General features: G+C 65.8%; 15 protein-coding genes and 2 pseudogenes. 13 read left to right on the forward strand and 4 right to left on the reverse strand.

The genetic code is table 11. From position 1 onward, the window contains the following. Nucleotides 1–638, reverse strand: a 638-nt coding sequence (locus tag B207_RS35925; RefSeq protein ID WP_035742579.1) for a serine/threonine-protein kinase, incomplete at its 3' end; no start/stop codon positions are given. A gap of 472 nt (nucleotides 639–1,110) precedes the next feature. Between B207_RS35925 and B207_RS0127305 the strand changes: the two genes are divergently transcribed. The 3 genes from B207_RS0127305 (at nucleotide 1,111) to B207_RS40210 (ending at nucleotide 5,387) form a co-directional block, all read left to right on the forward strand. Continuing rightward, nucleotides 1,111–2,178: an integrase core domain-containing protein gene (locus B207_RS0127305; RefSeq protein WP_018639865.1), complete on the forward strand. Its 1,068-nt coding sequence runs from the start codon at nucleotides 1,111–1,113 to the stop codon at nucleotides 2,176–2,178. 1,345 nt (nucleotides 2,179–3,523) lie between these two features. Beyond that, nucleotides 3,524–4,162 (forward strand): DUF4365 domain-containing protein, encoded by a 639-nt coding sequence (locus B207_RS39110; RefSeq protein ID WP_230205262.1) that lies wholly within the window; start codon nucleotides 3,524–3,526, stop codon nucleotides 4,160–4,162. A 4-nt stretch (nucleotides 4,163–4,166) separates the two neighbouring features. After that, the gene (locus B207_RS40210) at nucleotides 4,167–5,387 is read left to right on the forward strand and encodes a hypothetical protein (RefSeq protein ID WP_154675660.1); all 1,221 of its coding nucleotides are present in this window, start codon (nucleotides 4,167–4,169) and stop codon (nucleotides 5,385–5,387) included. A gap of 61 nt (nucleotides 5,388–5,448) precedes the next feature. Here B207_RS40210 and B207_RS0127315 read toward each other — a convergent pair whose 3' ends face one another. After that, nucleotides 5,449–8,625: a type ISP restriction/modification enzyme gene (locus B207_RS0127315; RefSeq protein WP_230205260.1), complete on the reverse strand. Its 3,177-nt coding sequence runs from the start codon at nucleotides 8,623–8,625 to the stop codon at nucleotides 5,449–5,451. A 260-nt stretch (nucleotides 8,626–8,885) separates the two neighbouring features. Between B207_RS0127315 and B207_RS43075 the strand changes: the two are divergent. From B207_RS43075 to B207_RS0127365, 10 genes and pseudogenes are all read left to right on the forward strand, one after another. Continuing rightward, a pseudogene (locus B207_RS43075) lies at nucleotides 8,886–9,149 on the forward strand (Lsr2 family DNA-binding protein); the annotation flags it as partial. A gap of 302 nt (nucleotides 9,150–9,451) precedes the next feature. Further along, the gene (locus B207_RS0127330; protein WP_018639871.1) at nucleotides 9,452–10,966 is read left to right on the forward strand and encodes a type I restriction-modification system subunit M; all 1,515 of its coding nucleotides are present in this window, start codon (nucleotides 9,452–9,454) and stop codon (nucleotides 10,964–10,966) included. Beyond that, complete coding sequence (locus B207_RS37325; RefSeq protein ID WP_051102692.1) at nucleotides 10,959–12,167, forward strand: restriction endonuclease subunit S domain-containing protein; 1,209 nt, start codon at nucleotides 10,959–10,961, stop codon at nucleotides 12,165–12,167. The genes B207_RS0127330 and B207_RS37325 overlap by 8 nt, the downstream gene beginning before the upstream one ends. 3 nt (nucleotides 12,168–12,170) lie before the next feature. Further along, nucleotides 12,171–15,260 carry a type I restriction endonuclease subunit R gene (locus tag B207_RS0127340; protein WP_018639873.1) on the forward strand — a complete coding sequence of 1,030 codons (3,090 nt, stop codon included), beginning with the start codon at nucleotides 12,171–12,173 and terminating at the stop codon, nucleotides 15,258–15,260. A gap of 253 nt (nucleotides 15,261–15,513) precedes the next feature. Next, nucleotides 15,514–16,494, forward strand: coding sequence for an endonuclease/exonuclease/phosphatase family protein (locus B207_RS0127345; RefSeq protein ID WP_018639875.1), 981 nt, complete (start codon nucleotides 15,514–15,516; stop codon nucleotides 16,492–16,494). Between the two features lie 699 nt (nucleotides 16,495–17,193). Then, nucleotides 17,194–17,343: pseudogene (locus B207_RS43080) on the forward strand (HNH endonuclease); the annotation flags it as partial. Nucleotides 17,344–17,361: 18 nt separating this feature from the next. Continuing rightward, nucleotides 17,362–19,026 (forward strand): DEAD/DEAH box helicase, encoded by a 1,665-nt coding sequence (locus B207_RS35940; RefSeq protein WP_018639877.1) that lies wholly within the window; start codon nucleotides 17,362–17,364, stop codon nucleotides 19,024–19,026. Beyond that, nucleotides 19,023–19,640: a hypothetical protein gene (locus B207_RS0127355; protein WP_018639879.1), complete on the forward strand. Its 618-nt coding sequence runs from the start codon at nucleotides 19,023–19,025 to the stop codon at nucleotides 19,638–19,640. Before B207_RS35940 ends, B207_RS0127355 begins: the two co-directional genes overlap by 4 nt. Before the next feature lie 88 nt (nucleotides 19,641–19,728). After that, nucleotides 19,729–20,622, forward strand: coding sequence for a site-specific integrase (locus tag B207_RS0127360; protein ID WP_018639880.1), 894 nt, complete (start codon nucleotides 19,729–19,731; stop codon nucleotides 20,620–20,622). A gap of 400 nt (nucleotides 20,623–21,022) precedes the next feature. Then, the gene (locus tag B207_RS0127365; RefSeq protein ID WP_018639882.1) at nucleotides 21,023–22,951 is read left to right on the forward strand and encodes an ATP-dependent nuclease; all 1,929 of its coding nucleotides are present in this window, start codon (nucleotides 21,023–21,025) and stop codon (nucleotides 22,949–22,951) included. Between the two features lie 294 nt (nucleotides 22,952–23,245). Here B207_RS0127365 and B207_RS0127375 read toward each other — a convergent pair. Together B207_RS0127375 and B207_RS35945 are read right to left on the reverse strand one after the other, a co-directional pair. Beyond that, nucleotides 23,246–24,414, reverse strand: a protein-coding gene (locus B207_RS0127375) for an IS3 family transposase (RefSeq protein WP_230205261.1) whose coding sequence is annotated in 2 segments (ribosomal slippage) — nucleotides 23,246–24,156 and nucleotides 24,156–24,414 — 1,170 coding nt in all. Because the reading frame shifts where the segments join, the coding sequence is not laid out codon by codon here. 83 nt (nucleotides 24,415–24,497) lie between these two features. After that, nucleotides 24,498–25,511 (reverse strand): MFS transporter (locus tag B207_RS35945; RefSeq protein ID WP_018639891.1); only part of this gene is annotated, 1,014 nt, incomplete at its 5' end.

The following is a 25,511-nucleotide window of genomic DNA, read 5'->3' on the forward strand; positions in this document are numbered from 1 at the left end:
AGGGGCAGGGTCGGGTCGAACGGTGGGCTGCCGGTCAGCAGTCTGTACAGCACCACTCCCAAGGCGTACAGGTCGGTGGCGGCGGTCAGCCGGCCGCCTTGGATCTGTTCGGGGGCCATGTACATGGGGGTGCCGGCCACCTGGCTGGCGGTGGCGGAGCCGTCGAACAGTTTCGCGATGCCGAAGTCACCGACTTTCGGGGTGCCGTCGGCGGCGAACAGGATGTTGTCGGCCTTGATGTCGCGGTGTAGCACCCCGCGGCCATGGGCGTGTTCCAACGCCGCGGCCACGGCCAGCCCGACCGCGCATGCCTGCTGGGGTCCCATCCCGGCCCGCCGGCGGGTCAGTGTGCCCCCGGCCAGTAGTTCCATCACCACCAGACACAGGCCCTCAGCCTCCACATAGTTGAAAACACGCACCACGTGGGGATGGTCGAGCTTGGCCAGCATCCGAGCTTCGGCCGCGAAATCCACCCGCCCGCCCTCAGCGGACTCAGCGGACATCACCTTGATCGCTACCGGTCGGCGCATCTGGCGGTGCTCACCGGCGAGTACCAGACCGAACGCCCCCACCCCCAACTGTCTACCAAGGCTGTAGCCAGGCAGCGCCGCAACGACCCGCTCCCGCTCAACGATCATCGAACACTCCGCTCAGCATGCCGCCCCCGTCCCCTGCTGCGGATCCAGCCTAGCCACCAAGCCACAAAACGTCACAGATCCGCCACACGTGCGACCTGCCCAAACAGCGCCGAACGGCGCTGTTGCGTTCGGAGGAAGCAGGGCATGCCAGGGGCCCGGTGAGCAGTAGTCAGACGGCCTGGGCGAGTTCGGTGAATGCGGCGGCCAGCCGCAGATGCGGGTCGGTGTGGGTGGCAAGGTCGTAGCTTGTCATTTAACCTCCGGTGATCACTCTGCGTGATAGTCGCTGGTGGTTTGGGGTGGGCCGGCGTGTCGCCGTGACGTGAAGCGGCCTTCTGTTGATCCTGGTTTCTCGCCAAAGACACCGTGATCAGACAAAAGGCCGTGGAGGACTGTGGGGTGCCGGAAGTCGGCTTGGGCCTGTGACCTGCGGTGATGCGGTGGTGTGGCGCCGGCTGCATGATGGTCAACTATGTCCGTACGCCTGCTGTACCTGATCTTCGTGCGGGTCTGTAGCTGGCTCGTTCTCCTCGGCCGCTCGTCGGCATCGAAGGACGTCGAGCTGCTGGTGCTGCGGCATGAGGTCGCGGTGCTGCGCCGTACCCAGCCCAGGCCGCGGTGGGACTGGGCGGACCGGGCGGTCCTCGCCGCACTGATCAGGCTTCTCCCCACGACGCTGCGAGCCCACCGGCTGGTCACCCCGGGCACCGTCCTGCGGTGGCACCGCCGTCTGGTCACACGGACATGGACCCATCCGCAGCGGACGGGCCGGCCACCGATCAACTCGGAGATCGCCACGCTGATCAAGCGGCTCGCGACCGAGAACACGGCGTGGGGCTACCAGCGGATCCGGGGCGAGCTGCTCAAGCTCGGTCACCGGGTGAGTGCCTCCACGATCCGCCGGGTCCTGAAGTCCCTGGGGCTGCCCCCGGCTCCGCAACGGCAGACCGACACGACGTGGCGGCAGTTCCTGCGCACGCAGGCCTCGACGATGCTGGCCGTGGACTTCTTCCACGTGGACTGCGCCGTGACGCTACGGCGTCTGTACTGTTTCTTCGTCATCGAGGTCGGCTCCCGCACCGTCCACATCCTCGGGGTCACCGCCCACCCCGACGGACCGTGGACCACCCAACAAGCCCGGAACCTCCTCGTGGACCTCGGTGACCGGTCGGCCGACTTCCAGTTCCTGGTCCGTGACCGGGCCGGCCAGTTCACCGCGTCGTTCGACGCGGTCCTCGCCGACGCCGGCATCACCGCGATCAAGATCCCACCCCGGACTCCGCGGGCGAACGCCTACGCCGAACGATTCGTCCGCACGGTCCGGACCGAGGTCACCGACCGGATGCTGATCTTCGGCGAGCGGCACCTGCGCACCGTTCTGGCCGAGTACGCACGGCACTACAACGGACGACGACCCCACCGCGGTTGTGGCCTTCAACCACCTCGGCCCGACCACCCTGTCGCAGACCTGACCAAGGAACGGATCAAGCGCCGACCCGTCCTCGGTGGCCTGATCAACGAATACGAACGAGCCGCCTAAAACCCCAGGTCAAGGCCGGTGGCCGAGTTCTGACACCCCACACGGCGCGGACACCCGGAATCACCCCGCCGACCCCCTCACACCGCGTTCCGCGGCCACCACCGACCCCAGACTCGCCGCGAACGCCCGAACCTAACCCACAGTGACCACGGGGCGGGATAGCGGACCCGCCGCCGTCAGCGGACGCGCATCACTCTCGCCACAGCCCACCCGCAACCCAAACCCGCCAACTGTGACGGAACGTCACCACTTCGGGGGCGGTGCCACGACGACAAATCCGACTCAGACACCCGAAAGCGGACACCCCGCACATGATCGTTCCCTGCACAAAATTGCCCGATGCGCACCCAATGCGCACCCAAACCCAGTTTGATCTTGTCGAAATGATCTCCGACTTTGCAAAACCGCAGGTCAGAGGCCATCTGTCTGGAGCCGGCGAGGGGACTCGAACCCCTAGCCGCTCGATTACAAGACGGATCACCGCGTATCCGAACATACCGGAACGTGCCGCGCCGTGCCGCAAAATCCGAGGTCGGGGCGTTTTCCGTGCCGGAACGTGCCGGCAAATGCCGCGCCGTGCCGGGACATCCGCGCACACAATGCGCACACACGCGGCCAGCTCTGGATCATCGATCCCAGGGCGGAGACGCCTCGGCGGCTCCAGCCATCAGGAGCCACGTCGGTAACTCTATGTATCAGATCATGGTGTACACAGATCCGTCTCATGCGATTGAGGTGTACAGCGCAGAAGAGCCCTGTCACCCTTGCAATTGCCGTGTCTACCGGCTGCTCGCGGGTGCGCCTACCATCGACGCTGGGTAGGCGCATCAGCTCAGGCATCGCGGCATGGCTGCGAGCGCTCCGCAGTGCGAGCAGGGTGCCGAACCTCGCAAGAGGAAAAAATACCAGTCGGCCGATGGTCCTGAGCCTGGCAACCTCAGCCTGGCATCGAGGAAGAGCGTGGGACTGGAACCCACATCGACGACCTGGGATGCTGATGCCGTGCTGACCGAGACGTCCACGCAACCGCGAGACGTCGACACGTGGCCGAGGGGGAGGTCACATCCGCGATTTTGGCAGAGCGAGTTCCCAACTGCGGCAGCACGCTGTCCCTGATCAATCATGGACTCGCCCCCATCGGGGGTCGACCGGGCCTCGGGCCGACGCGGCTCAGGAAGCTGCCCGTCCCCTACCCAGCCGCCGACCAGGAGTTGCCAGGGAATCCTCCACCGGCGCAACTTGATCAAGTAAAACGGTGGTCGAACCGTCGATCAAGACGGGAAGGCTGCGGCTCTCATGGGCGTGTGGTGATGCAACCTAGATCCACAGGTGGGATGCTGTGCTCATGATCGAGGGACTCCGTGACGGCCTGATGACGGCACCGGCCACCGCCGCCGAGCTGCCGCTTATCGACCTCATGGAACTTCCATCGCCGCGCACCGATTCTGCCGCCACCCGCATGCGACGGGGCATCGATAATCGCGACGAGGGCGAGTTTGGCGAGTCCTGGATTCACATGCTCGCGGCCGCAGCAGGCCTGGAAATCAAGACGGCAAGAACCGAAAAAACTAAGATTGACTGCGTTCTTACATACCCGCACGAAATCTACCTGCAGCCCCGTTGGTCAATAAGTGGACAGATTAAGACTGTGATTGAGCCGAGATTCGAGAACGGCCACATAGTCTATGATCTAGATGCGGACACGCATCGGGAGCTCGCGGGGCTGCGGTATGAGTACCAGTTCCTGTTCCTGGTAGCAGCATGCAAAGAGCGGGAGTGGTGGATACATAACCACGAGACCTTTGACGCTCTAAGCCATGGCGCCTATTGGTACTCGCTTCGCCATGAATCTCCGACTGGCAACAAGTCAAAGCAAGTAATCAGAATACCTGTGGGGCGACGACTTTCTCCCGCTTCACTAAGAGATCTGATCTTTTCAACAGCAGATGATTGGCATGCGACTTTCAAGAAGAACGGAGGTTGAGTCAATGAGCACATCGACCACTTATTCGTTCGCTTTGCCATCTCCTGCGCAGGTCATGGAGTATGCGAGCAAGGTCGGATGGCGACACATTGGTTCGAACGCGCACTCCGCGCTCTTCCGCCTGGATGAGAACGGACCAGCCCGGCAACTCATCGTTCCCCTATCAGCCGATCTTATTGACTACCCCAAGGCGATGCGGTCGGCAGTCGCATGTCTAGCCGAAGTCGAAGGAATTCCCGCATTTATTGCCGCGATCGGCATTCAATCAGAAGGCGTGGACCAAGTAGGCATCCGCTGTGAAACTGATGAACCGGGAATCGCGTACATCGCGGATGCAACCGCGCTTTTCAACGCGGCTAGAGGGCTGATACTTTCGTCGGCGTCTGCTGCAGTTGATCCGAGGCCGATGTTCGGCCAATCCCGTCCCGAGCAAGCCGAAAAGTACTTGAATGACGTGCGTGTCCGAGTAATCCACGGCAGCTTTGTCGTGAGTATGGCTTGTCCGCTGAAGCCATCACTTGAGGCAGATACGCTCAGCGTCGGAGTTCCTTACGGGCGCCAAGTGACAAACCGACTGCTCGATGGCGTAGAAGCCGTACTCGATCTGGTCAAAGACAGCACTCATCTTGAAGAAGGAGGAGCCTGGGCCGAGCTGGTGCAGCACGGCGTCAGTGCCGAGCTAGTAGACGCCCTAGCCGTACTTGCACCTCGCGAAGGCGATAGGGCCAGACAGGTGGAAGTCGAATTCTCCCCTTCATTGCGGGATCCTCGCCACGCGAAGCATTCAATCGAAGTTCCTCCAGGATTTCATAACCTGCTGCAAGATGGAGCCAGGTTGCTGAGAAGGCTAGGTTCTGCGATTCCCTCAAGGCTCGTCGGTGAGGTTGTTGGCCTCGAGCGTCGCCGAAACCTCAGGGGTGCGGTAACAGGAAAGATCGCGGGAAGGCTTCATATTTCCGGGACGCGGCCACGGGTTGCCACAGTAAGAATCGATGCGCCAGATGGATCCGAAGAACTTTTGATCGAAGCGTACCGTGCGCGCCGCGCAGTAGAGGTTCACGGTTCTGTTTCGCAGCGCGGCCGAAATTATCTCATGGCCAGTGTTGATTCAATAAATCTCACCGAGGAGCATGACCCCTCCCTACAGGATGCCCTATTTGACGCCGAGGAAGAATTTGAAACTCTCTTCTTGTCGACCTCTGACGACACAGAAGGTGAAGTGTAAGTAGATTGCCAATAGCTCAAAGCTTCTCGAGTACGCCGTTATTCGAAAAGCGGTCCGGCAGTTAGATATCGAGGATGCCGGGGGTAGAGTTGCCGGCCAGGCTTCGGCGTGGTTTGCGGTCCTTCGGCCCCGCTGGCCATAGCGTGCCACTGATCTGCAGCGCTTTACGGGACAGTAAGGGTCCGGCAAGCACGCTGGCGAGAATCTCCTCCTGGATGGGTTCGAGCTCGATGAGGCGTGTGAGGACGGTGAGTAGGTCGAGCAGCTCTGTGGTCCAGTTCGGATCCCAATGGGTCGGGTGGAGTTTGTCGAGTGGGGAGAATCGTCGTCCGCCGGGGTCTTTCTTCCGGTAGGTGAACCAGGATTTGATGACATTCTTGCTGCCGACGGCGTACATCCAGACCTCTGGGCGCACCGGATAGATCTCCCCGTCTCCGACAAGGACGGTGTACCGATCCGGGTCGTAGCGCAGACTGTCGGGCATCTCGTTGATCGCGGCAGTGGACAGCGGCTGGCGAAGGTCTCCGTGAGGATACCGGATGCTTCTTGCCGGCCGGCCGGGGCCGGTGGCCGCCGCGCCGTAGGAGTGTAGCCAGAGAATCTGATCGCCAACGGCGACGGCTTGGATCCACAGGTCTGGGTCCGCGGTGATGGGGACGCGGACACCAGGGGTAGTCAGTTCGTCCGCGAACGTTCGGGTGTAGGCGGGGTGTGCGACGACGCCGGCCAGGTAGGCGAGCACATCGTGCGGTCTGACGGGCCGCCCGAGGGCTGTGGTGAGGGCTCCAGTCAGTCCTGGAGGAAGGTTCGCTGTCCCGTCCGGATGCAGGAAGGGCAGGGTCCGTCCGCCCGCGCTGCCTTTGAAATAGTCGTAGTCCGGGATCAACGCGGAGAACACCAGTCCAGGTCCCTCACTTATGCGATGGGCGTGCTGCTCGACGACGAAGACCTGGCCGGGGATCCGGGCGGCCCACAGGTCGGGGCGAGGCATGTCCATCAGCCTGCTATCGGGCAGGATCCACTGTCGGTCGAAAGCGCGGTAGCCGACCTGCACAGGTCGCGGCTCGGTGGATCGGTCCGAGCGGATCGGAGTATGGGTCGCCTGGTGGGTGTCCGGCCCTGGCAGCGGGCGCTTTGTTTTGGTGAGGGTGGCGTCCCGGCCCTCCTTGAACATGGCCGCCTGTGTGCCCGGGTCGGTTTCGCTGAGCAGGGTTCGCCAACGTTGCCGCAGTGTCTCGGGCGCGGGGGCGTACACCCAGGTGCGGGTCGGGAACACCCCTGGTGCGTACCAGGGCAGCAGGTCGGACGCAGCCGGGTAGGTGTCCCATCCGCCGTCAGCTGCCGGAGTGAGCGGGTCAGTCCAGTCGCAGCGGGTTTCCCGCCACCCGCCGTCGTCCAGCCCGATTCCGGCCAGCGCGGCGAACTTCTCTTCCCTGCGGCCCGCAACGGTCCGGTACCGGATTCTGGCGGGCATCTCGCGGCTGGTCCCCGGAGTACGGAGGAATAGGCCGATCGCCAGTGGCTGGCGCACCCCAGGAAAGATCCGGGTCGGGATGTCGGGGGTCTGCCCTTCCGGGGTCAGATCGATGATCCACCCGTCCGAGGCGTGGCGGCGCAGGTACTCACGCATCCCGGTGAACCCCGGGCCGGTCAGATAGCCGGAGGTGGAGATGAAGCAGATGATCCCAGCATCCTCGGTGCTGGTGGATTCCCATACCTTCCAGGTAGCCCACCGCCAGAAGTAGACGTAGAGGTTCTTCACCTTCGCCCGGAAGCGCCCCGGCACCTCGGCCAGAAAGTCTTCCAGGATCGGGGCCTGCCCCTCTCCGCCGTTCTCCACCCAGCCGCCATCCCCGACCGCCAGCTCCTTGTACGGGGGGTTCCCGACAACGACGGTGACGTTCGAGGTGGCCTTCACTCTGTTCGCTCGTCGGCGCGATGCGGCGATCAGCTGTAAGCCCGAACCTAGCTGCGTCTGCGTGGCGTGCGGGTCGTCGAGGGTGTCGGTGACATACAGACGCATTCCCCTGGCAGGCGGAACGGCGCTGTAGGAGGCCAGGAGGTCGGCCGTGCGCAGTTCGGCGACTGCGAACGGGCCCATCTGCATCTCGAACCCAACCAGCCGCTTCGCGACCTGGGAGATGACCCCGGCGACGGCCCCCGGGCCGTCCTCACCAGCAGTGGCGGTTGCCACAGTCTCCAGGATGGTGTGTAGGAAGGTGCCCGTACCCATCGCCGGATCGACGGTCAGAACCGATGGATCCCGGAACCCGGACGTCTTTCCCAGCCGGGTGACCAGGGCTTCCTGAACCAGGCGGACCATGTGTTCGACCACCGTGCGGGGTGTGTAGTACGACCCGGACTTCTTCCGCAGCTCGTTGTCATACAGCTCGAGGAAGTCCTCGTACAAGTGCAGGTAGGTGTCCTTGCCGCTGCTGCGGACCTTCGGCCAGTCGACTGCTCCCACTACCCGGACGAGGAGGTCAAGGGCAACTCGGAAATCAGCGACGACATCGTCGGTGAGGAGCTGCAGCGCCTTCCCCATCAGGGAGTGCCCGGCGCCGAGCTCGACGCCGATCTGGTGCAGCGCACGGTACGCCACAGGGATGCCTTCGGTGCGGGCCAACAGCAGCGCGAAGGTCACGGTCTGGGCGTACCCGTCGGCGAAGGTAGCATCGTCCGCTTGGGGGAACAGCAGGGCACGCCAGTCTCGGGCCAGGCCGGTGAACGGCTGGAGGTCGGGATCCGCACCGGCGCTGATCGCGCGGCGCTCGGTAATGAGCTGGTCGAGGACCTCCCCGCGTAGCAGTCGGGTCAGCGGAGCGATCGCCCGGACAAGCACGTTCACCGAGGTGATCGGCGCGGGTTGCCAGCGTAGGAAGTCCGTCAGCAGCGTTTCCAGGCCGTCGACGGCCTGGAGCGTGCGGCCGGCGCGGGTCAAGGGCTCGCCGGCAAGAGCGATCGGCCCGCAACGCAGGATGCCGTCGCGGTAGAGCCGCCAGTGCGTGCCGTTGGTGTAGATCAGGTTCGGTAAATCCCGCTGGCGGGTCCACTGGGTGAGGTTATGCCCGGTGAACTCGTCCGGGTCGATGGTCTTCCCGGGCGCCTTGACCTCGATGTATCCGTTGACGGCACCGTCCACGGCCACCCCGTAGTCGGGACGGACCCGCCGGTCGGCATCATGGACCTCGTCATGGAAGACCGCGGGAACGCCCAGGCGTAGGCCGACTGTCGTCAACAGAGTCTCCAATGGGCCGCGGATCGCGGCCTCCCGACCACCGGGCCCGGCGAGCTTCTGCCTGCAGCCAGCTCCGAACACAGCCACCGCATCCTGGAGCCAGCCCGGTACACCCGATGACGACATCGCCCACGCCCCCCGCGCCACGAAACCGTAGAGAGGTCAACGATCTACCAGGACACAACGAATGCGCAGCAGATTCACTATTTCGCGTGGCAAGACCTTGGTCGACGAGGAGCTGCACCTGACCCTCTGCCATGACGAAGCTGCGGGAGGTGCTGGCATCGTTCGTTGCTGCGGGCCGGCGTTCCGGTAGCCGTCCGAGTAGCGCCCGGCGTGGCTCGCGTGCCGCCTCGCAGCCCTCGGCGGGCGCCGACCGCACCGCCGACATCCGCGAGTGTGCGCGCAGCAACGGCTACGCGGTGAGCCACCAGGGCCGCGTCGCCACGAACATCGTCGAGGCGTTCAACATGGCTCGCTGCCCACACCGGCTCCCACCGGCGGAGGCGCGTCGCCGCGGGTGACGCCACCGACGCGCGGACCTCGAAAGTGGCAGTTACATGGTTCCACCGTGATCGCCGCGGCTGTGGCCCGCATAGGCGGCGAACGACGCCGACCTGCAGGGTGTCAGCTCGTCGAGGGCCTGCCCCACCCGACGCAACAGAGCCGTCTCGTCCGTTATGTGCCTGGTCAGATTGTCGATCACATGTCGCCGCACCAGCGGGTGTCGAGGGTGGTGGCGGTGAAGTCGAGGGGGATCAGACGCTGCGCAGCGCGTCCGGCATGATTGGACCACTGCCATCACGACGAAGGGTCCCATCCGCCTGTGATCACACAGATCGACCTTGAGTCGCGGTTGTGGGCCGCGGCCAACGCACTCCGAGGCCCCGTCGACGCGGCCGACTACAAGACCTACGTGTTCCCGATGCTGTTCTGGAAGTGGATCAGCGACACCTGGGACTACGAACACAAGCAGGCGGTCGAGGAGTATGGCGAGGAGCTGACCGACGAGATCGAAGCCGACTTCCACCGCTTCGAGCTCCCAAAGAACACCCGCTGGTCGGTGGTCACCAAGACCCAGGTCAACCTCGGCGACGCCCTCGCGAGGGCGTTCCAGCGCATTGAGCAGGCCAACCCCAAGGCCCTTGCCCGGATCTTCGGCGACGCGTTCTGGGGCAACGAGGAGCGGCTGCCGCCCTCGGCGCTCCGCGGGCTGGTGAAGGCGTTCGACGACATCCCGCTCGACCCGTCCACGGTGAGCCACGACCTGCTCGGCGCCGGCTATGAGTACCTGCTGAAGAAGTTTGCCGACGTCTCCGGCCAGAAGGCCGGCGAGTTCTTCACTCCCCGTGAGGTGGTCAACCTCCTGGTCGCCATCCTGCAGCCCGAGCCCGGTGAGTCGATCTACGACCCGGCCTGCGGCTCCGGCGGCATGCTGGTGGCCACCATCAACCAGGTGCGCGGGTCCGGCCAGGACCACCGAACCCTGCGTCTGTATGGCCAGGAGGTCAACCTGACCACCTCGGCGATCGCGAAGATGAACCTCTTCCTCCACGAGATCGAGGACTTCGAGATCAAGCGCGGCGACACCCTGCGCAAGCCTCTCTTTAAGGAGCCCTCGGGCGCGCTGACCCAGTTCGACGTGGTCATCGCCAATCCCCCGTTCTCCCTGGAGAGCTGGGGCGCCGACCAGTGGGCCTCCGATCCTCGTGCCGTCGGCGGCGTACCTCCGGCGAAGAACGGCGACTTCGCCTTCGTCCAGCACATGGTCGCCTCGATGAGGCCTGGCACCGGCCGCGTCGGCGTCGTCATGCCCCACGGCGTCCTCTTCCGCGGCGGCGCCGAGGCCAAGATCCGCCAGTCCCTGATCGAGCGGGACCTCCTCGAAGCCGTCGTCGGCCTCCCGCCGAATCTGTTCTATTCCACCTCGATCCCGGCCTGCATCCTGGTCTTCCGCCACCAGAAGCCGGCCGACCGCAAGGACACGGTCGTATTCGTCGACGGCTCCGAGCGGTTCGCCAAGGGCAAGAACCAGAACGTCATGTCGTATGACGACATCAAGGCCCTCACCGAGGCGTGCCGCACCGGCCTCGCCCCCGACGGCCCCGAGCTCAGCGCGTACGTTCACGTCGCTGACTTCGACGAGATCAAGGCCAACGGCTTCGACCTCAACATCGGCCGCTACATCACCAAGACCACCGGCAAAGCCGTCGACCTCGGAACCGCGCTGGTCGCGTACGCCGACGCGCGCACGCAGCGTCTCGCAGCCGAGGCCGCCATGTTCGAGCGGCTCGCCGCCGCCGGGATCGACCTATCAGGTCTCGGAGTCGGCGATGTCTGACTGGCGGACATTTCGACTTGACGACGTCGCAGACCGTGTTGCCACTAAGAACACTGCGGGCTACACGCGGGTCATGACGGTCTCCGCTGGGCGCGGCCTCGTCGATCAAGAAGAATACTTCACCAAACGAGTCGCCAGCAACGACCTCAGCGGCTACCTCGCCCTTGAGCCCGGCGACTTCGTCTACAACAAGAGTTCGTCCAAGGATGCCCCTTGGGGCGTCATCGCTCGCAACGACTCCGGCACACCCGCTTTAGTGACGTCGCTCTACATCGCGTTTCGCCCCCGCACCGATATCGTCGACCCCGACTTCTTCCTTCTGGCCTGCAACAGCTCCACATTCTTCGACTCGCTGCGGGGAAGGCTTCGCGAAGGGGCTCGTGCACACGGCCTGCTGAATGTGCGATTGCAAGAGTTTTTCGCTGCCGATGTCCCGATTCCGCCGCTGGCCGAGCAGCATCGGATCATCGACCTCGTCGCATCGGTCGACGCTCAGGTCGAGGTTCTCGACCGTGAATGCGCATCGGCTCTCAGCGCGTTGGCCGCGCTGCGGCGTGGACTGCTCCAGCCGCGCAGTCATTGGGAGACGGCGCCGATCAGCGAGTTGGCAATCACAGCCACCGGACGTGCGTTCCCGAACCGCTACCAGGGATCCCCTGGGGGCGTGTTGCCCTACTTCAAGGTCTCCGACATGGTCTTTGAAGGCAACGAACGCGAGATGAAAGTTGCTCCGAACTGGTTAACGGAGGAATCCATGCCCGCCGTGAAGCCTCGTGTCTGCCCGGCAGGAACGGTGATCTTCCCGATTATCGGCGCGGCGATGCTCACTGAGAAGCGCCGCGTCTTGACTTGCGATGCCGCATTCGACCAGAACGTGATGGGTCTGATCCTCGGCGACCGAGTGACCAGCGACTTCATGTTCGCGGTGATGTCGAGCATCCGTCTGGGCGACATCTCCCAATCCGGAGCAGTCCCCATGGTCAACCAGAAGCTGGTTGGAGCTATCCCAGTCGCGGTGCCCCCACTCGACGAGCAAAAGGCCATCGGAGCCACTATTCGGCAATCCCACCTACATGTGGAGAGCCTTCAGGAGGAGCTCCGCAGACTGCGGTCTATGAGGTCCGCGCTCGTGGCTGCACTGCTGGCAAACGAGGTCAGAATCCCGGCGGCGTACGACCGGTTCTTGGAGGAGGTCGCGTAGGCCATGGGTTGGAGCGAGGCTTCGACGATCCAAGCAGCACTGCTGGAGTGGGCCCAGGACGCCGGGTGGGAGCACGTGTCCGGTGGCGACCTACCGCGTGATGAGCACGAGGTCATAGTCGAGTCGTGGCTGCGCGAGGCGCTACTCCGGCGCAACCCGGACCTAGTCGACGACGAGGAGTCGACTGGCATGGTGATCGCCGAGGTCAACCGGGCGATGCTGGACGCCACCAACGGCCTCGTCGCCGCCAACGAGGCGCTGACGGTGATCCTGCGGGGGCAGCAGCCGTTCGTGACGGTGGCTGGGAAGCACGTGCCGCGGAGGTTCATCGACTTCGACGACCCGGAGGCCAACCGGCTCGTCGTGGCCGATGAAGTGACGATCAAGGGCGGGCACGAGACACGGCGGTTCGACGTCGTCTACTACGTCAACGGGTTCCCGCTCGTGGTGGTGGAGACCAAGACGCCGGTGAAGCAGACGGTGTCGTGGTTCAACGCTGCGAAGGACCTCTACGACGTCTACGAGGTGGAGTATCCGCAGTTCTTCGCGCCGAACGTGTTCAACGTGGCGACTGAGGGACTCGAGTTACGGATGGCGCCGGTGCGCGCCGAACCGGATCCGGAGAGCGAGTTCTGGGCGCCGTGGGGTGAGACCGGTGGCGACCCGAACCTGTCCGGGCCGGCGCGGGTTGAACGGGATGCCCGGACGCTGCTGACGCCGGGGATGGTGCTGGCGATCCTGCGGGACTTCGCGATGTACCGGCATGCCCGGGATGCCTCGGAGCAGGATGTGAAGTTCCTGCCTCGCTATCCGCAGGTCGAGGCCGCGGTCGCGATCCATGACAAGGTGCTCGCCGGTTCCAGGAACGAGCGGGGTGGCGGCGGGCTGGTGTGGCATCACCAGGGGTCGGGCAAGACCGAACTGATGGCGTTCACCGCCTCGCGGCTGTTGCGCGATGAGCGGGTCGGGGCGCCGACGGTGATCGTGATCGCGGACCGTAAGGACCTGGTGCGGCAGACCGCGGAGATGTTCCGCACCGCCGGGATGCCGACCCTTGAGGTGCCGAAGACCAAGCAGTCGCTGTGGACCGTGCTGAAGAAGCCCGGGCCGCGGGTGGTGGTGACCACGCCGCACAAGTTCGCCGAGGCCGGTTTACTCACCGCCCGGTCCAACATCATCGTGCTTGTCGACGAGGCCCACCGTTCCCAGGAGGGCAAGCTCGGTGAGGCGTGGCGGGAGGCGGTGCCGAACGCGACGTTCTTCGGGATGACCGGCACCGCGGTCAAGGCCGGTGATCGGGACACGTTCAAGCTCTTCGGCGACCCCGAGGACCCCGACCTGGTGCTGTCGCGGTACACGATGGAGCGCTCGATCGCCGACGGGTTCACCAAGCCTGTCATCGTCGAAGGCCGGGCGGTGAAGTTCGAGCTGAGCAAGGAGCAGCTCGACGAGGCGTTCGAGGAGCTCGCCGACGACGAAGGGCTCGACGACGAGGCCAAGGAGTTCCTCTCTGGCAAGGCCAGCCATATCGCCACCATCCTGAAGAACCCCGAGCGGGTTGCCTCGGTCTGCGCCGACATCGTCGACCACTACCTCACCTACGTGGCTCCGCTCGGGCAGAAGGCGCAGGTCGTGGCGTACAACCAGGAGCTGGTGGTGGCGTACGCGACCGCGATCCAGGCCGAACTGGAGCGCCGCGCCGCGGCGATGACGCTGCCGGACGGGTCCAGTGTCGCGCGTGAGGTCGGCGTGGTGATGCATGTGGACAACTCCAAGAGCACCCCGTCGGCGTACAAGAAGTATCTGCTCTCCGACGAGGCCGAGGAGGGGCTCAAGCGGCGCTTCAAGAAGGTCGACGACCCGCTCTCGTTCGTGGTCGTCACCGCGAAGTGGATGACCGGGTTCAACGCGCCGATCGAGGGCGTGCTCTACCTTGACAAGCCGCTCAAGGCGGCCAACCTGTTCCAGACCATCACCCGGCCCAACCGGCCATGGAAGAACCCGCTGACCGGGCAACGCAAGGAGTACGGCCGGGTCGTCGACTACATCGGACTGGCCAAGGCCATCGGCGACGCGCTGCTCGGCCCCAAGGCGAAGGACGGGACTGAGCCCGAGAAGCCGACCGTGCACGACGTGGCCAGCCTGGTCGGGCGGTTCATGACCGACATGACCGTGCTCACCTCGCTCTTCGACGGGATCGACACGTTTGATGCGTCGTTCACCGCGTTGGCCGAGGCGCATGAGCGGATCCCGGTCGACAGCGAGGCGCGGACCACGTTCGTGGAGACGTTCACTGCGGTGCAGCGGATCTGGGAGTTCCTCGACCCCAACCCGATGCTGGCGCCATTCCAGGGCACGTATCTGTGGCTGGCGAAGTTGTATGCGTCGATCCAGCCCAAGGGGCTCGACAAGGGACTGCTGTGGGCCAAGCTCGGCGCGAAGACCGAGGCACTGATCCACGCCCACATGGGTGACATCTCGGTGAAGCCGCTGGCATCTCGGAACGTCACCCTGGACGCGGCCGGGATCGCGCTGATCAAGAAGATCGCCCAGTCGCTCCAGGTACCGCTGCCTGTGCCCGACCCGAAAGCTCCCGGGCAGATCGTGGGGGAGATCCTCGACTCCATCGAGGCCCGGCTCAAGCGCCGGCTCGGCCAGGACACCGACTCCGCAGCGTACAAGAGCCTGGCCGAGCGGATCGAGAAGCTGCGACAGCGCACCATCTCCTCGGTCGAGGAGTCGCTGCAGTTCCTAGAGGACGCGCTCCAGGTCGCCCACGACGTCGTCGCTGCCGACCGCGCGGCCGAGGAAGGCACGCTCGCCGCAGACGAGCGTCTCTACGACCCGAAGATCGGGGCGCTCACACAGATCGTCGAGCAGAACACCCCCGCCGGGCTACACAAGATCGTGCCCGACATCGTCTTCCGGATTGACCAGATCGTCCTTGAAGTCTCCTACACCGGCTGGACCAGCTCCGACCGCGGCGACCGGGAGGTACGCAAAGCCATCCGCTCCACACTCAAGAACTTCAGCCTGCCCGCCACTGGCGTGCTCTTCGACAAGACCTACGACTACGTGAAGAAGAACTACTGACGGGCTGGTGACGCGCGTACGCGGGGACGACTAGCTGTGGCGCCGATGGGAGGCGGCCGGGCTGGGAAGACCCCCGCGTGCGCGGGGACGCCAGTTCGTCCGGCATCACCTGCACGTCGCGGGCCGTCGTCCTCGCGCACGCGGGGTCTCTCACCCACGAACCACCTATCCGCGGGTTAGCGTCTTCGTGGTCGGTCTGGTGCGGGCGGTAGGGTGATCAGGCCGTTGGGGCACGTGTGGACTGGGGGGTCCGATGCCGACGACCTACTACCTCGCCTGGTGGAACCTGGAGAACCTCTTCGATGAGGAGAACTCACCCCGGCGGACCGAGAAACTCACCCGCACCCTCGGCGACGACCTCGCCGGCTGGACACCACAGCTCCGCGACCGCAAGATTTCCCAGCTCGCGTCGGTGATCGCGCAGATGAACGGCGGTGCCGGCCCGGACCTGCTCGGGGTGTGCGAGGTGGAGAACCGGTTCGTCCTCGAACTCCTCGCCGCCGCGGTCGCCGACCGGCTCGACGGCCGGCGCTACGAGATCGTGCACGCCGACACCGACGACGCCCGCGGGATCGACGTCGCGTTCCTCTACGACCCGGCCCTGTTCACCGCCCCGGCGGGGCAGGTGTTCTTCCACGTGGTGATGCGCCGCAACGCCACCCGCGAGATCGTCCAGGTCAACTTCCAGACCCGCACCGGGCGGACGTGGGCGGTGTTCGGGAACCACTGGCCGTCGCGGTCCGGGGGGCAGTTCGAGTCCGCCGGCTACCGGGCCATCGCCGGCGAGACCCTCGCCTACTTCCACCAGCGCGTCCGGGAGGAACACGGCGAGGACACCCCGGCGCTGGCGATGGGTGACTTCAACGACGAACCGTTCGACACCTCCCTCGTCGCCCACGCCCTCTCCACCCGGCAGCCCGCCCGGGTGATCAACGCGGACACGCCGCGGTTCTGGAACCTGATGTGGCCCGCCGCCGGCGCCCCCGAAGGCACGTTCTACTTCCAGAACGAACCGAACCTGCTCGACCAGTTCCTCGTCAACGCGAACATGGCCCACCCCACCAGCCCGCTGCGGGCCAACCCCGACAGCGTGCAGATCCTGCGTTTCCCCGAACTCGTCCACACCGGCGACTACCCACGGCCCCGCCCCTTCGGCGGCATGGGCGCCACCGTCGACGAGACCGGCTACTCCGATCACTTTCCCATCGGAATGACCGTCACCGAAACTGGCTGATTGTAGAGGCCGTGAGTCGTGTGGCGGACTGTCTCCTCTCGCGGTGGGATTCGTCTGCTCGACGGCTGCGATCGCGGGTCTGCCTTCGGGTGGTCGCGCTCGGTAATGCCGAGTCAGGGAGTGTCTGACTACCGGTGGATCGGCCGTGGCGGTTGGTGATGGGCCAGGTGGTGCCGCCGGCGCGGTGCAGGATGCCAGCGAGCGGGCCGGCGATGAGGGGGAGGGTGCTGTCCAGCGCCCCGACGAGCGCGGCCATGAGGCCGGCGGACACCGTCGTGAACACGCTCCAGGAGGTCGCTGGGAGATCGGGGCCGCTCTTGTCCACTCGGGACGCAGCCGGGTATCCGGGGCCGTCCTCGACTGTCAGCGGGAGTTCTCATGGAGCTGGGGGCTCTTGGTCTGACCGGGCGGCGTTCCGTGCCTCGCGGGGAGCGGAGTGCTGGTAGGTGCTGGTGAGATCTGCCGCGGGCCGCCGGGTTCCGCAGTCGATGACAGCACGCGCAGTCTTGATCGCGGTGGCGGGTCTGGTGGTGGGTGTACGGGATGCCGATGATGCGGTACGTCTCCGGAACCGTCCCCATAGTGCTATGTCTGCACATAACGTGTCAGATGAATGTCTGACTGTGGGGGGCAGGCGTGACGGAGGGGCCCGGGGAGTCGGGACGGGACGCTCGGCGGTCGTTCGGGGCGCGTGAGCGGGTGGCGTTGTTCCTCGCGGCGGATGGCCGATGTCAGGGCTGCGGGACCGAGCTGGAACCGGGCTGGCATGCAGATCATGTGCATGCCTGGGCGCGTCGTGGCCCGACCGATGTCGTGAACGGGCAGGCGCTCTGCCCGACCTGCAACCTGAGAAAAGGACAGGGACCGATGGCCGGTGAGCTGCGGGTCTGGCAGCAGGAGGCGTTGGAGCGTCTCCTCGGGCGGCATGAGGACTTCCTCACGGTCGCGACCCCGGGAGCGGGGAAGACGACGTTCGCGTTGAAGGCGACCGAGAAGTTGTGGGATCTCGGGGAAATCCGGTTCGTGATCGTCGTGGTACCGACGACGCATCTGCGGGGGCAGTGGGCGACCGCGGCGGCCGGCATGGGCATCAAGCTCGATGACCGGTTCACTAACGCGGACGGGGTGGTGGCCCGCGACTACGACGGGGTGGTGGTGACCTACCAGACGGTCGCGTCGGCTCCGCATCTGTGGCGTCGGCTGTCCTCCAACCCGGCGAAACCGACGCTGGTCGTCTTCGACGAGATCCACCATGCCGGCGATGACGAGAACGCGGCGTGGGGTGCCGCGCTCACCGCCGCCTTCCAGCCCGCCGCCCGCCGGCTCCTGCTGTCAGGCACGCCATTTCGGACAGACAAGCGGCCGATCCCGTTCGTCCGCTACGACGAGACGGGCCGGGCGATGGCGAGCTACAACTACGATTATGGCCGTGCCCTCGCTGACGGTGAGGTCGTTCGCCCGATCGTCTTTCCCGCGATGGACGGCGACGCACAGTGGCGGCGCGCCGGGGAGATGACGACGACGTCCGTGGCGCTGGCGGATACCGACGAGGAGACCCTCTCTCCGGCCCTACGGGCCGCGCTCGACCCGCATGGGGACTGGATCCCCTCGGTGCTGCGTGAAGCCGACGACGCGCTGAGCAAGGTCCGGCTCGACACCCCCGACGCCGGCGGGCTGGTCATCGCCTTCAACCAGACCGCCGCCTACGCCTACGCCCAGATCCTGCGTGCGCTCACCGGCGAGGATCCCATCGTGGCCGTCTCCGACGATCCGGAGGCGTCGGCGTCCATCAGCCGGTTCGGGAAGGGCACCTCCCGGTGGATCGTGGCGGTGCAGATGGTCTCCGAAGGCGTCGACATTCCCCGCCTGGCCGTCGGTGTCTACGCCACCCGTGTACGCACCCAGCTGTTCTTCATCCAGGTCGTGGGCCGGTTCGTGCGGATGCGCGGCGGTGACGACGAGACCTGCGCCCGACTGTTCATCCCCTCCATCAACCCGCTGCTCGAGTACGCCCGCGACATCGAGAAGACCGTCGACGCGGTCATCTCGAACGAGGAGAAGCAGGTCCGGGACCGCCAAGAGAACGACGACGGCAGCGGACCGACGCTCTTCGAAGTCGAGGTAGTGGGATCCTCGGCCGCAGTACACCACTCCACCATCGCCAGCGGCGAGTCCATCACGACCGAGGAGAAGACCCAGGCCGAGTCGATCCTCGCCATGCTCCGCGGGTCCGTGCCTCCCAGCATGACCTCCGAAGCCGTGGCGCTCATCCTGCGCACCGCGGGTGCACGGCCTGCCACGGCTGCGGTGCCCGCGCAGCCCGATGCGCCCAAGCTGTCCGATCAGAAGGCGAACGCCCGCCGGGTGATCAAACGGAAGGTCGGGAAACTGAACATCCAGACCGGACGACAGCACAGCCACATCCACGCCGAACTCAACAAGATCTGCGGAGGGAACATCGGCACCGCGTCCCACGACGACCTCGTCCGACGTATCGACATCCTCAATCGCTGGCTGGCCGACGAAGCATGAACACACCCAAGGCAAACGCCGTCCTCGTCGAGGCGCTGAGCAGCTCGCTACGCGCCACGGAGAACGGGCTCGGCACCGTCCCCGACCTGCTGCGCCGCGTCTTGCAAGAGGAGTCCTGGCGCGAGTTCGTCACACCCCGCGGCGAGATCGTGCACCACGAGCAGTTCGTGGAGTTCGTCACCACCCCGCCAACCCACGGACTGGGCGCGACCATCGACCTGCTGAAGCGGATCCTGGCTGACGACCGCGAGACCCTCGACCTGCTCGACCAGGCCCTCAAAGGCCAAGACGGTGGAGATCGCCTCTCCGGCGACCGGCCGACCAACGTGGACAATGTCAACATTGGTCGGCCGGTCGGGAACACGGCGGAAACCGCCCTTCGCCGGTTACGGAAAGAGGCCGAGGCCGGCAACGCTCAGGCGGCCGAGCTGCGAGCCGAGGTCCTCGCCGGCCGTCTCTCCCCCCACGCCGCGATGATCCGCGCAGGGTTCCGGTCCAAGACCGTCTCCGTGCCCCTCGGGAAACCCGAATCGATCGCGAGCACCCTGCGCCGCCACATGAAACCCGACCAGCTGCGGGAACTTCGACGCCTGCTCGACGACGACTCTCCGTAGCCATGTTCCTGGCCAGGGATCCAGGTCCTCATCCCTGGTCAGGACCACGGCCGACGTCGATCAGACCCTCACCGGCGCGGGCGAGCAGGTGCCGACGCACGATCTGACCGTTGCCGAGCAGCAGCGTCTCCCCGACGGGAATCCACCGCTTCCAGTAAGCAGCCCCGCCCTGCTCGTCAGTCCCGAACTCGCCAGCGTCCTCGCGACGCTCGTGGCCCGGCTCCGGGCTATCGGCGGCGGCACGATTCCGCTTACCAGCCGCTATGACGCCCACGGGTGCTCGGAAGGGCCGCCGCTGCCGCACCTGTTCCAACGGCGAGCTGGCTGGCGAACCGCGGTGATCGGCTACAGCACCATCGAGAGCCTTCTCGCCGCGGCGATCGACCGGGCCGGCCTCGTCGACGCCGCCAACCGCCCCTTGCGCTACACCCCGCACGACTTCCGCCGCATGTTCGCCACCGAGGCCGTCACGGGTGGTCTCCCGGTCCACATCGCCGCCCGCCTGCTCGGCCACCACAGCCTGACCACCACCCAGGCCTACCTCGCGGTGTTCCAAGACGACCTCGTCCGTGCCTACCGGGCGTTACTCGACCAGCGCCGCGCCGTCAGACCCCAAGCCGAATACCGCGAACCGACCGACGAGGAATGGCAGGACTTCCAGCAGCACTTCGAGCTGCGCAAGCTCGAGCTCGGGACCTGCGGTCGCCCATACGGCACCCCCTGCTCAGGCGGGGTCGGGCGCCGGGGTCGAGGCGCAGGCTGGGGCAGCGGATGCAGGCATGCTCGTGTTTCCGCGATCATCCAGAACCTCAGGGACCGCATCGCCGAGGCGAAGGCGAACGGCTGGCACGGCGAGGTCCAAGGCCTCGAGGTAAACCTGAACGCCGCGGCGAACAAGATCACCAGCCTCGACCGAACCGCCAGGAGCACACCCGGCCGCGTCGCCGACCTCGGAATGCCGATCATCAGCACCGACCGTTGACACGACCGCGGCGCCGGCCAGCGCGCCCGCCGGGCGACAAAGCCTGCCGGTGAATGCCATGTCTCGCGCCCAAGACGCGGAAGGAGAGCCAGGTCCCGTGGACGCGGGGCCCGGGCCCGATGCCTGACCAACGTCCGCCGGCCTGCGCCGCAGCCGTGGTCGGGCAACGCTCGACAAACCGTCCGGACTTGTCGGCGGGGAGCGTTAGGCTTGGCCTGGCTCAATGAGAGGACCCCGGCGGCGTCGAGGTCGACGGGCACCGGGGTCCACTCCTGATTGGCGTCTGGAACCTACCCCGAACAACAACGCTGACGCACCAACTGTCATGCGATGTTCACAACGCCTTTCGACCTGACACGCCGGGTCCTCCTCACACGACATGAGGAAGGACCTCAGGCACATGCAACTGATCAAGGCTCGCGTCACGGACTACCGGTCCGTTGAGGACTCCGGGAGCTTCGATGTCGAGGAGGACGTCACCTGCCTCGTCGGGAAGAACGAGTCAGGCAAGACGACGCTCCTGCAGGCGCTCTTCCGGCTCAACCCGGTCGAGCGGGCCACCTTCGATGAGGTGGTCGACTACCCAGCCCGCAAGACCCGCAACCGCAAGCGGCTCCCGGCCGACCAGACGATCCCCGTGGTCACGGCGACGTTCCGCTTCGACGACGCCACGATGAAGGCCATCGAGGAGGAGTTCGGCTCCAAGGCCATGAGGAGCCCGGAGTTCGAGGTCGTCATCGGCTACCGCACCCCGGCCAAGACCTACAGCCTCCCGTACAACGAGGCTGCGGTCGTCGACCACCTGCGCTCTGCCTTGGACCTGCCGGCCGCGGCGGCCAAGGCGCTCGGAAACGCGACGACCATCTCCGGTCTCCTCGATGCCCTCGACGAGCTGGACGAAGCCCCCTCCGACGCGAACGCCCTCGCGGCCCGCATCCGCAGCTGGCGCGACCGCAGCCTTGGGCGTTACCTCATCGACCAGTACGCCAGCCCGGCCATGCCGAAGTTCGTCTACTTCGCGGACTACGACACGATGCCGGGCAAGGTCTCGCTGCCCGACCTGATCCGCCGACGAGGGTCGGAAGATCTCGACCGTGATGAGCTGGCGCTGCTGAGCCTTCTGGACATGGCGGGCGTCGCGCCCGAGGAGTTCCAGGACACTACCCAGCACGAACGGCTGATCCGCGAGCTGGAGAACTCCGGCAACGTCATCTCCGACGAGGTCTTCGAGTACTGGTCGCAGAACACGGAGCTGGAAGTCGAGCTCGAGGTCCTGCAGCCCGAGGCCGGGGCCGCAGCGCCTCTCCACGAAGGGCCGATCCTCCAGGTCCGCGTCAAGAACCGCCGGCACCGCGCCTCGGTGCCGTTCGACGACCGATCCCGTGGCTTCGTCTGGTTCTTCTCCTTCCTCGCCTATTTCAACGAGCTGGAGGCGGCCGGCACCACGAACCTGATCCTGCTGCTGGATGAGCCGGGTCTGTCCCTGCATGGCCGTGCCCAGGCGGACCTGCTCCGCCTGATCGACGAGCGGCTGGCGCCCAATCACCAGGTCATCTACACCACTCACTCCCCGTTCATGGTTGACCCCGACAACCTCCACAGGGTCAGGACGGTCATCGACATGGACCCCGGCGGGGCGAAGGTCTCCTCGGAGATCTTCAAGGCCGACGAGGACACCGCCTTCCCGCTGCTGACCGCGATGGGCGTCGAGATGACCCAGACGCTGTTCGTGGGCGAGCACACCCTGCTCCTCGAGGGGCCGAGCGACCTCATCTACCTGGACGTCCTCAGCGACCTCGTCGAGATCAACGGGGGCAACGGACTTGATCCCCGCTGGGTGAAGACTCCCATCGGTGGCGCCGGGAAGTTGTCCACCTTCGTGACCCTTCTGGGCGCGAACAAGCTGGACGTCGCGGTCCTCGTCGACTCCAGCACCAAGGATGTCGGAGCCGTCCAGCGCCTCCGTGACAACGGACAGCTCGCCAAGAACGGTCTCGTCGAGATCGGCGAGTTCACCGGCACGGGCGACGCCGACGTCGAGGATCTGTTCGACCGGGACTTCTACCTCGAACTCGTCAACCGCGCCTACGACTCCCAGCTCACGACCCCGATCACGTCCTCGGACCTCAACGCCAAGGACCCCCGCGTCGTCCGGCAGATCGACGCCGAGTTCAAGAAGCGGAAGATCGAGACGAAGTTCAACCACTACAAGCCGGCGGCGGTCCTCCTCCGCGAGCAGGCCACGCTCGCCCCAGGCATCGACGCAACGACGATCAAGCGCGCCGAGCAGCTGTTCACGCGCCTCAACTCCCTGCTCCCCAAGAGCTGAGCCAAGCCCCCCGAGTGCGCCCTCGCCGCTCCCGCCAGCGAGGGCGTACTCGGGACGGCCAACGCGCCCACGTCCGCGCCGACGCCTTCGTCGTGCGCGATCACGGCGACTGGCTTCTTGGTCGGACTCCTCGGCCAGACCGTCAACATGATCGACGCGATCGAGGGCAAGTCTGTCCCGACCGTCATCGAGATTCACCAGGATCCGCAACCGTGGTGACCGTGATGAGCGGTCACCCCCTGGACCGCAGTGTGAAGCTGCCCCGGTTTCGTTCACAGTTAGGGCTTTGAACGGCTAAGCGGCCTTATCGTACTCCTGGAAACGGGTTTCGTGTTCGTGGGGGCTGAGGTATCCGTTGGTGGAGTGGCGGCGTTGCCGGTTGTAGAAGCCCTCGATGAAATCGAAGATGGCGGCGCGGGCCTGGTCGTGGGTGGCGAAGGTGGTGCGGTCGAGGAGTTCGCATTCGAGGGTGGCGAAGAAGGACTCGGTGACCGCGTTGTCATAACAGTCACCGGCGGACCCGACCGAACGGCGGACATCATGGTCGGCGCAGATCCGAGCGAACTCTCGAGAAAGGTATTGAGTTCCCTGGTCGGAATGATGAATGACGCCGGGGGCGGGCCGGCGGTGTTGCAGTGCCATGGTGAGCGCGTTGGCCACGAGTGCGGTTTTCTGTTCGTGGGACATCGACCAGCCGACGATTCTGCGGGAGTACAGGTCGAGGACGACCGCGAGGTACAGCCAGCCCTGTCCGGTCGGGACGTAGGTGACGTCTGCGGTCCAGACCTGGTTCGGCGCCTCGGCGGTGAAGTCGCGTCCGACCAGGTCGGCGGGCAGGTGCGCGGCCCGGTCGCGGCGGGTCAGGCTGACCCGCCGGCGGCGGTGGACCCCCTGCAGGCCAGCCTGTCTCATCAGTCGGGCGACGCGTTTGCGGCTGGTTCGTACGCCGGCAGCGGCCAGGTCGGCGTGCACTCGCGGGGCGCCGTAGATCTGCCTGGACGCCGCATGCACAGCGGTGATCTTCGTGGTGAGGGTCTGGTCGGCGGCGGCCCGGGCGGATTCCCCGCCGCGGCGACGCCAGGCGTAGTAGCCCTCGCGTGACACACCGAGCACGCGGGCCAGAGCGGAGACAGTATGGTGTGTTTTCTCCGCGTCGATCAGAGCGAACTTCATTTCTGATCGGTCTCCGTCGCGAAGAAAATTGTGGCCTTGCGGAGGATGTCACGTTCCTCGCGGAGCTGCCGGTTCTCCTTCCGGAGGAGTTTCAGCTCCTCACGTTCCGCGGTGCTCAGCTCGTCCGCGCTGGTGTTTTCCTCGCGGGATGCTTCCCGGACCCAGTTACGGATCGACTGCCCCGTCGGACCGTATTCCTTTGCGAGTTCCTCGGGCATTCGTCCAGCCCGAACAAGATCCACCATTTGTCGGCGGAACTCCTCGGTGTACGGCGGTTTTGATCTCGGCACCTGCACTCCTCCCTGGAACCATTATCCCAAAGAGCCCAGGTGTGAACAGGATCGGGCCAACTTCAGTGTCGGCAAACGATCACCTATCGACATCGCAAGATCAAGTTTGGTAAAGGCTGCACGGTCTTGGAACTGACCCCCCAGGCAGTCCGTACGCGGGCCATGTAAGCGTCGGCGGTGACCTCCATCCGGTACGTCGCGAAGACCGGGTTGAACACTCCCGCGCAGGCCAAAATGGCCGTGTCCGCCACCATAATGATCACCAGTCCGGTCGGGCCGTGGGGCGCGAGCGGGTACAGCAGCAGCCAGGGAGCGCGCGCCGCCCCGGCGACGAGTAGCACACGCTGCTGCCCGAACTTGCGCGCGAGGACGGGCGCGAGCCGTGACCCGGCGATCCCGCCGAGGCACGGGACGCCCAGGGCCAGGCCGTAGGCAGACGCGGGCAGGCGGAGTTCGTCGAGGATGAGGACCGCGAGCAGCGGAAAGGTCATGACGATGGAGCCGCCGAATAGCATCGCGTTGAAGAACAGCGGCCGCAGCTCAGGGTGGGTGAGGAGGTAGCGCCATCCTGATCGGATACCGGAATCGGCGCAGCGCTCGGGCGGCGGCGGTTCGCTCGTGCGGATGCGTCGCACGCCCAGGGCGGAGCCGAGGTAGGACGCGGCGTCGATGGCCATCGTCGCGGTGGCCCCGATGCCACCGATCAGCAGCCCGCCCACTGGCGGCCCCGCCGTACCTGACACGCAGTCGGCGGTCTCGAACCAGCTGTTCGTCGCCAAACGCCCTGCTGGATCCGTCATCGCTTTCAGGTGCGCCCCGCTGGCGGCACCAAAGGCGATCGACGCGGCCGTCGAGATCGCACCGACCGCGACCAGCTGCGGGTAGGTGAGCAGATGCAGCACGGCCGCGGCTGGCACGCTGGCGAAGGCGGCGAACCGCACCAGATCCGCCGCGATCATGACGGGTCGTTTGCGCCGGTGTTCGATGCTGGCGCCCAGCGGCAGTAGAACCGCGGCGGCGGTGAGCCCGGCCAGGCCGGACAGCAACGACACCTCGAAGGCGGAGGCGTGCAGGACGAGGACGGCGATGATCGGCAG

Origin of the sequence: Parafrankia elaeagni (assembly GCF_000374165.1) — a bacterium.
GTDB classification, from domain to species: domain Bacteria; phylum Actinomycetota; class Actinomycetes; order Frankiales; family Frankiaceae; genus Parafrankia; species Parafrankia elaeagni.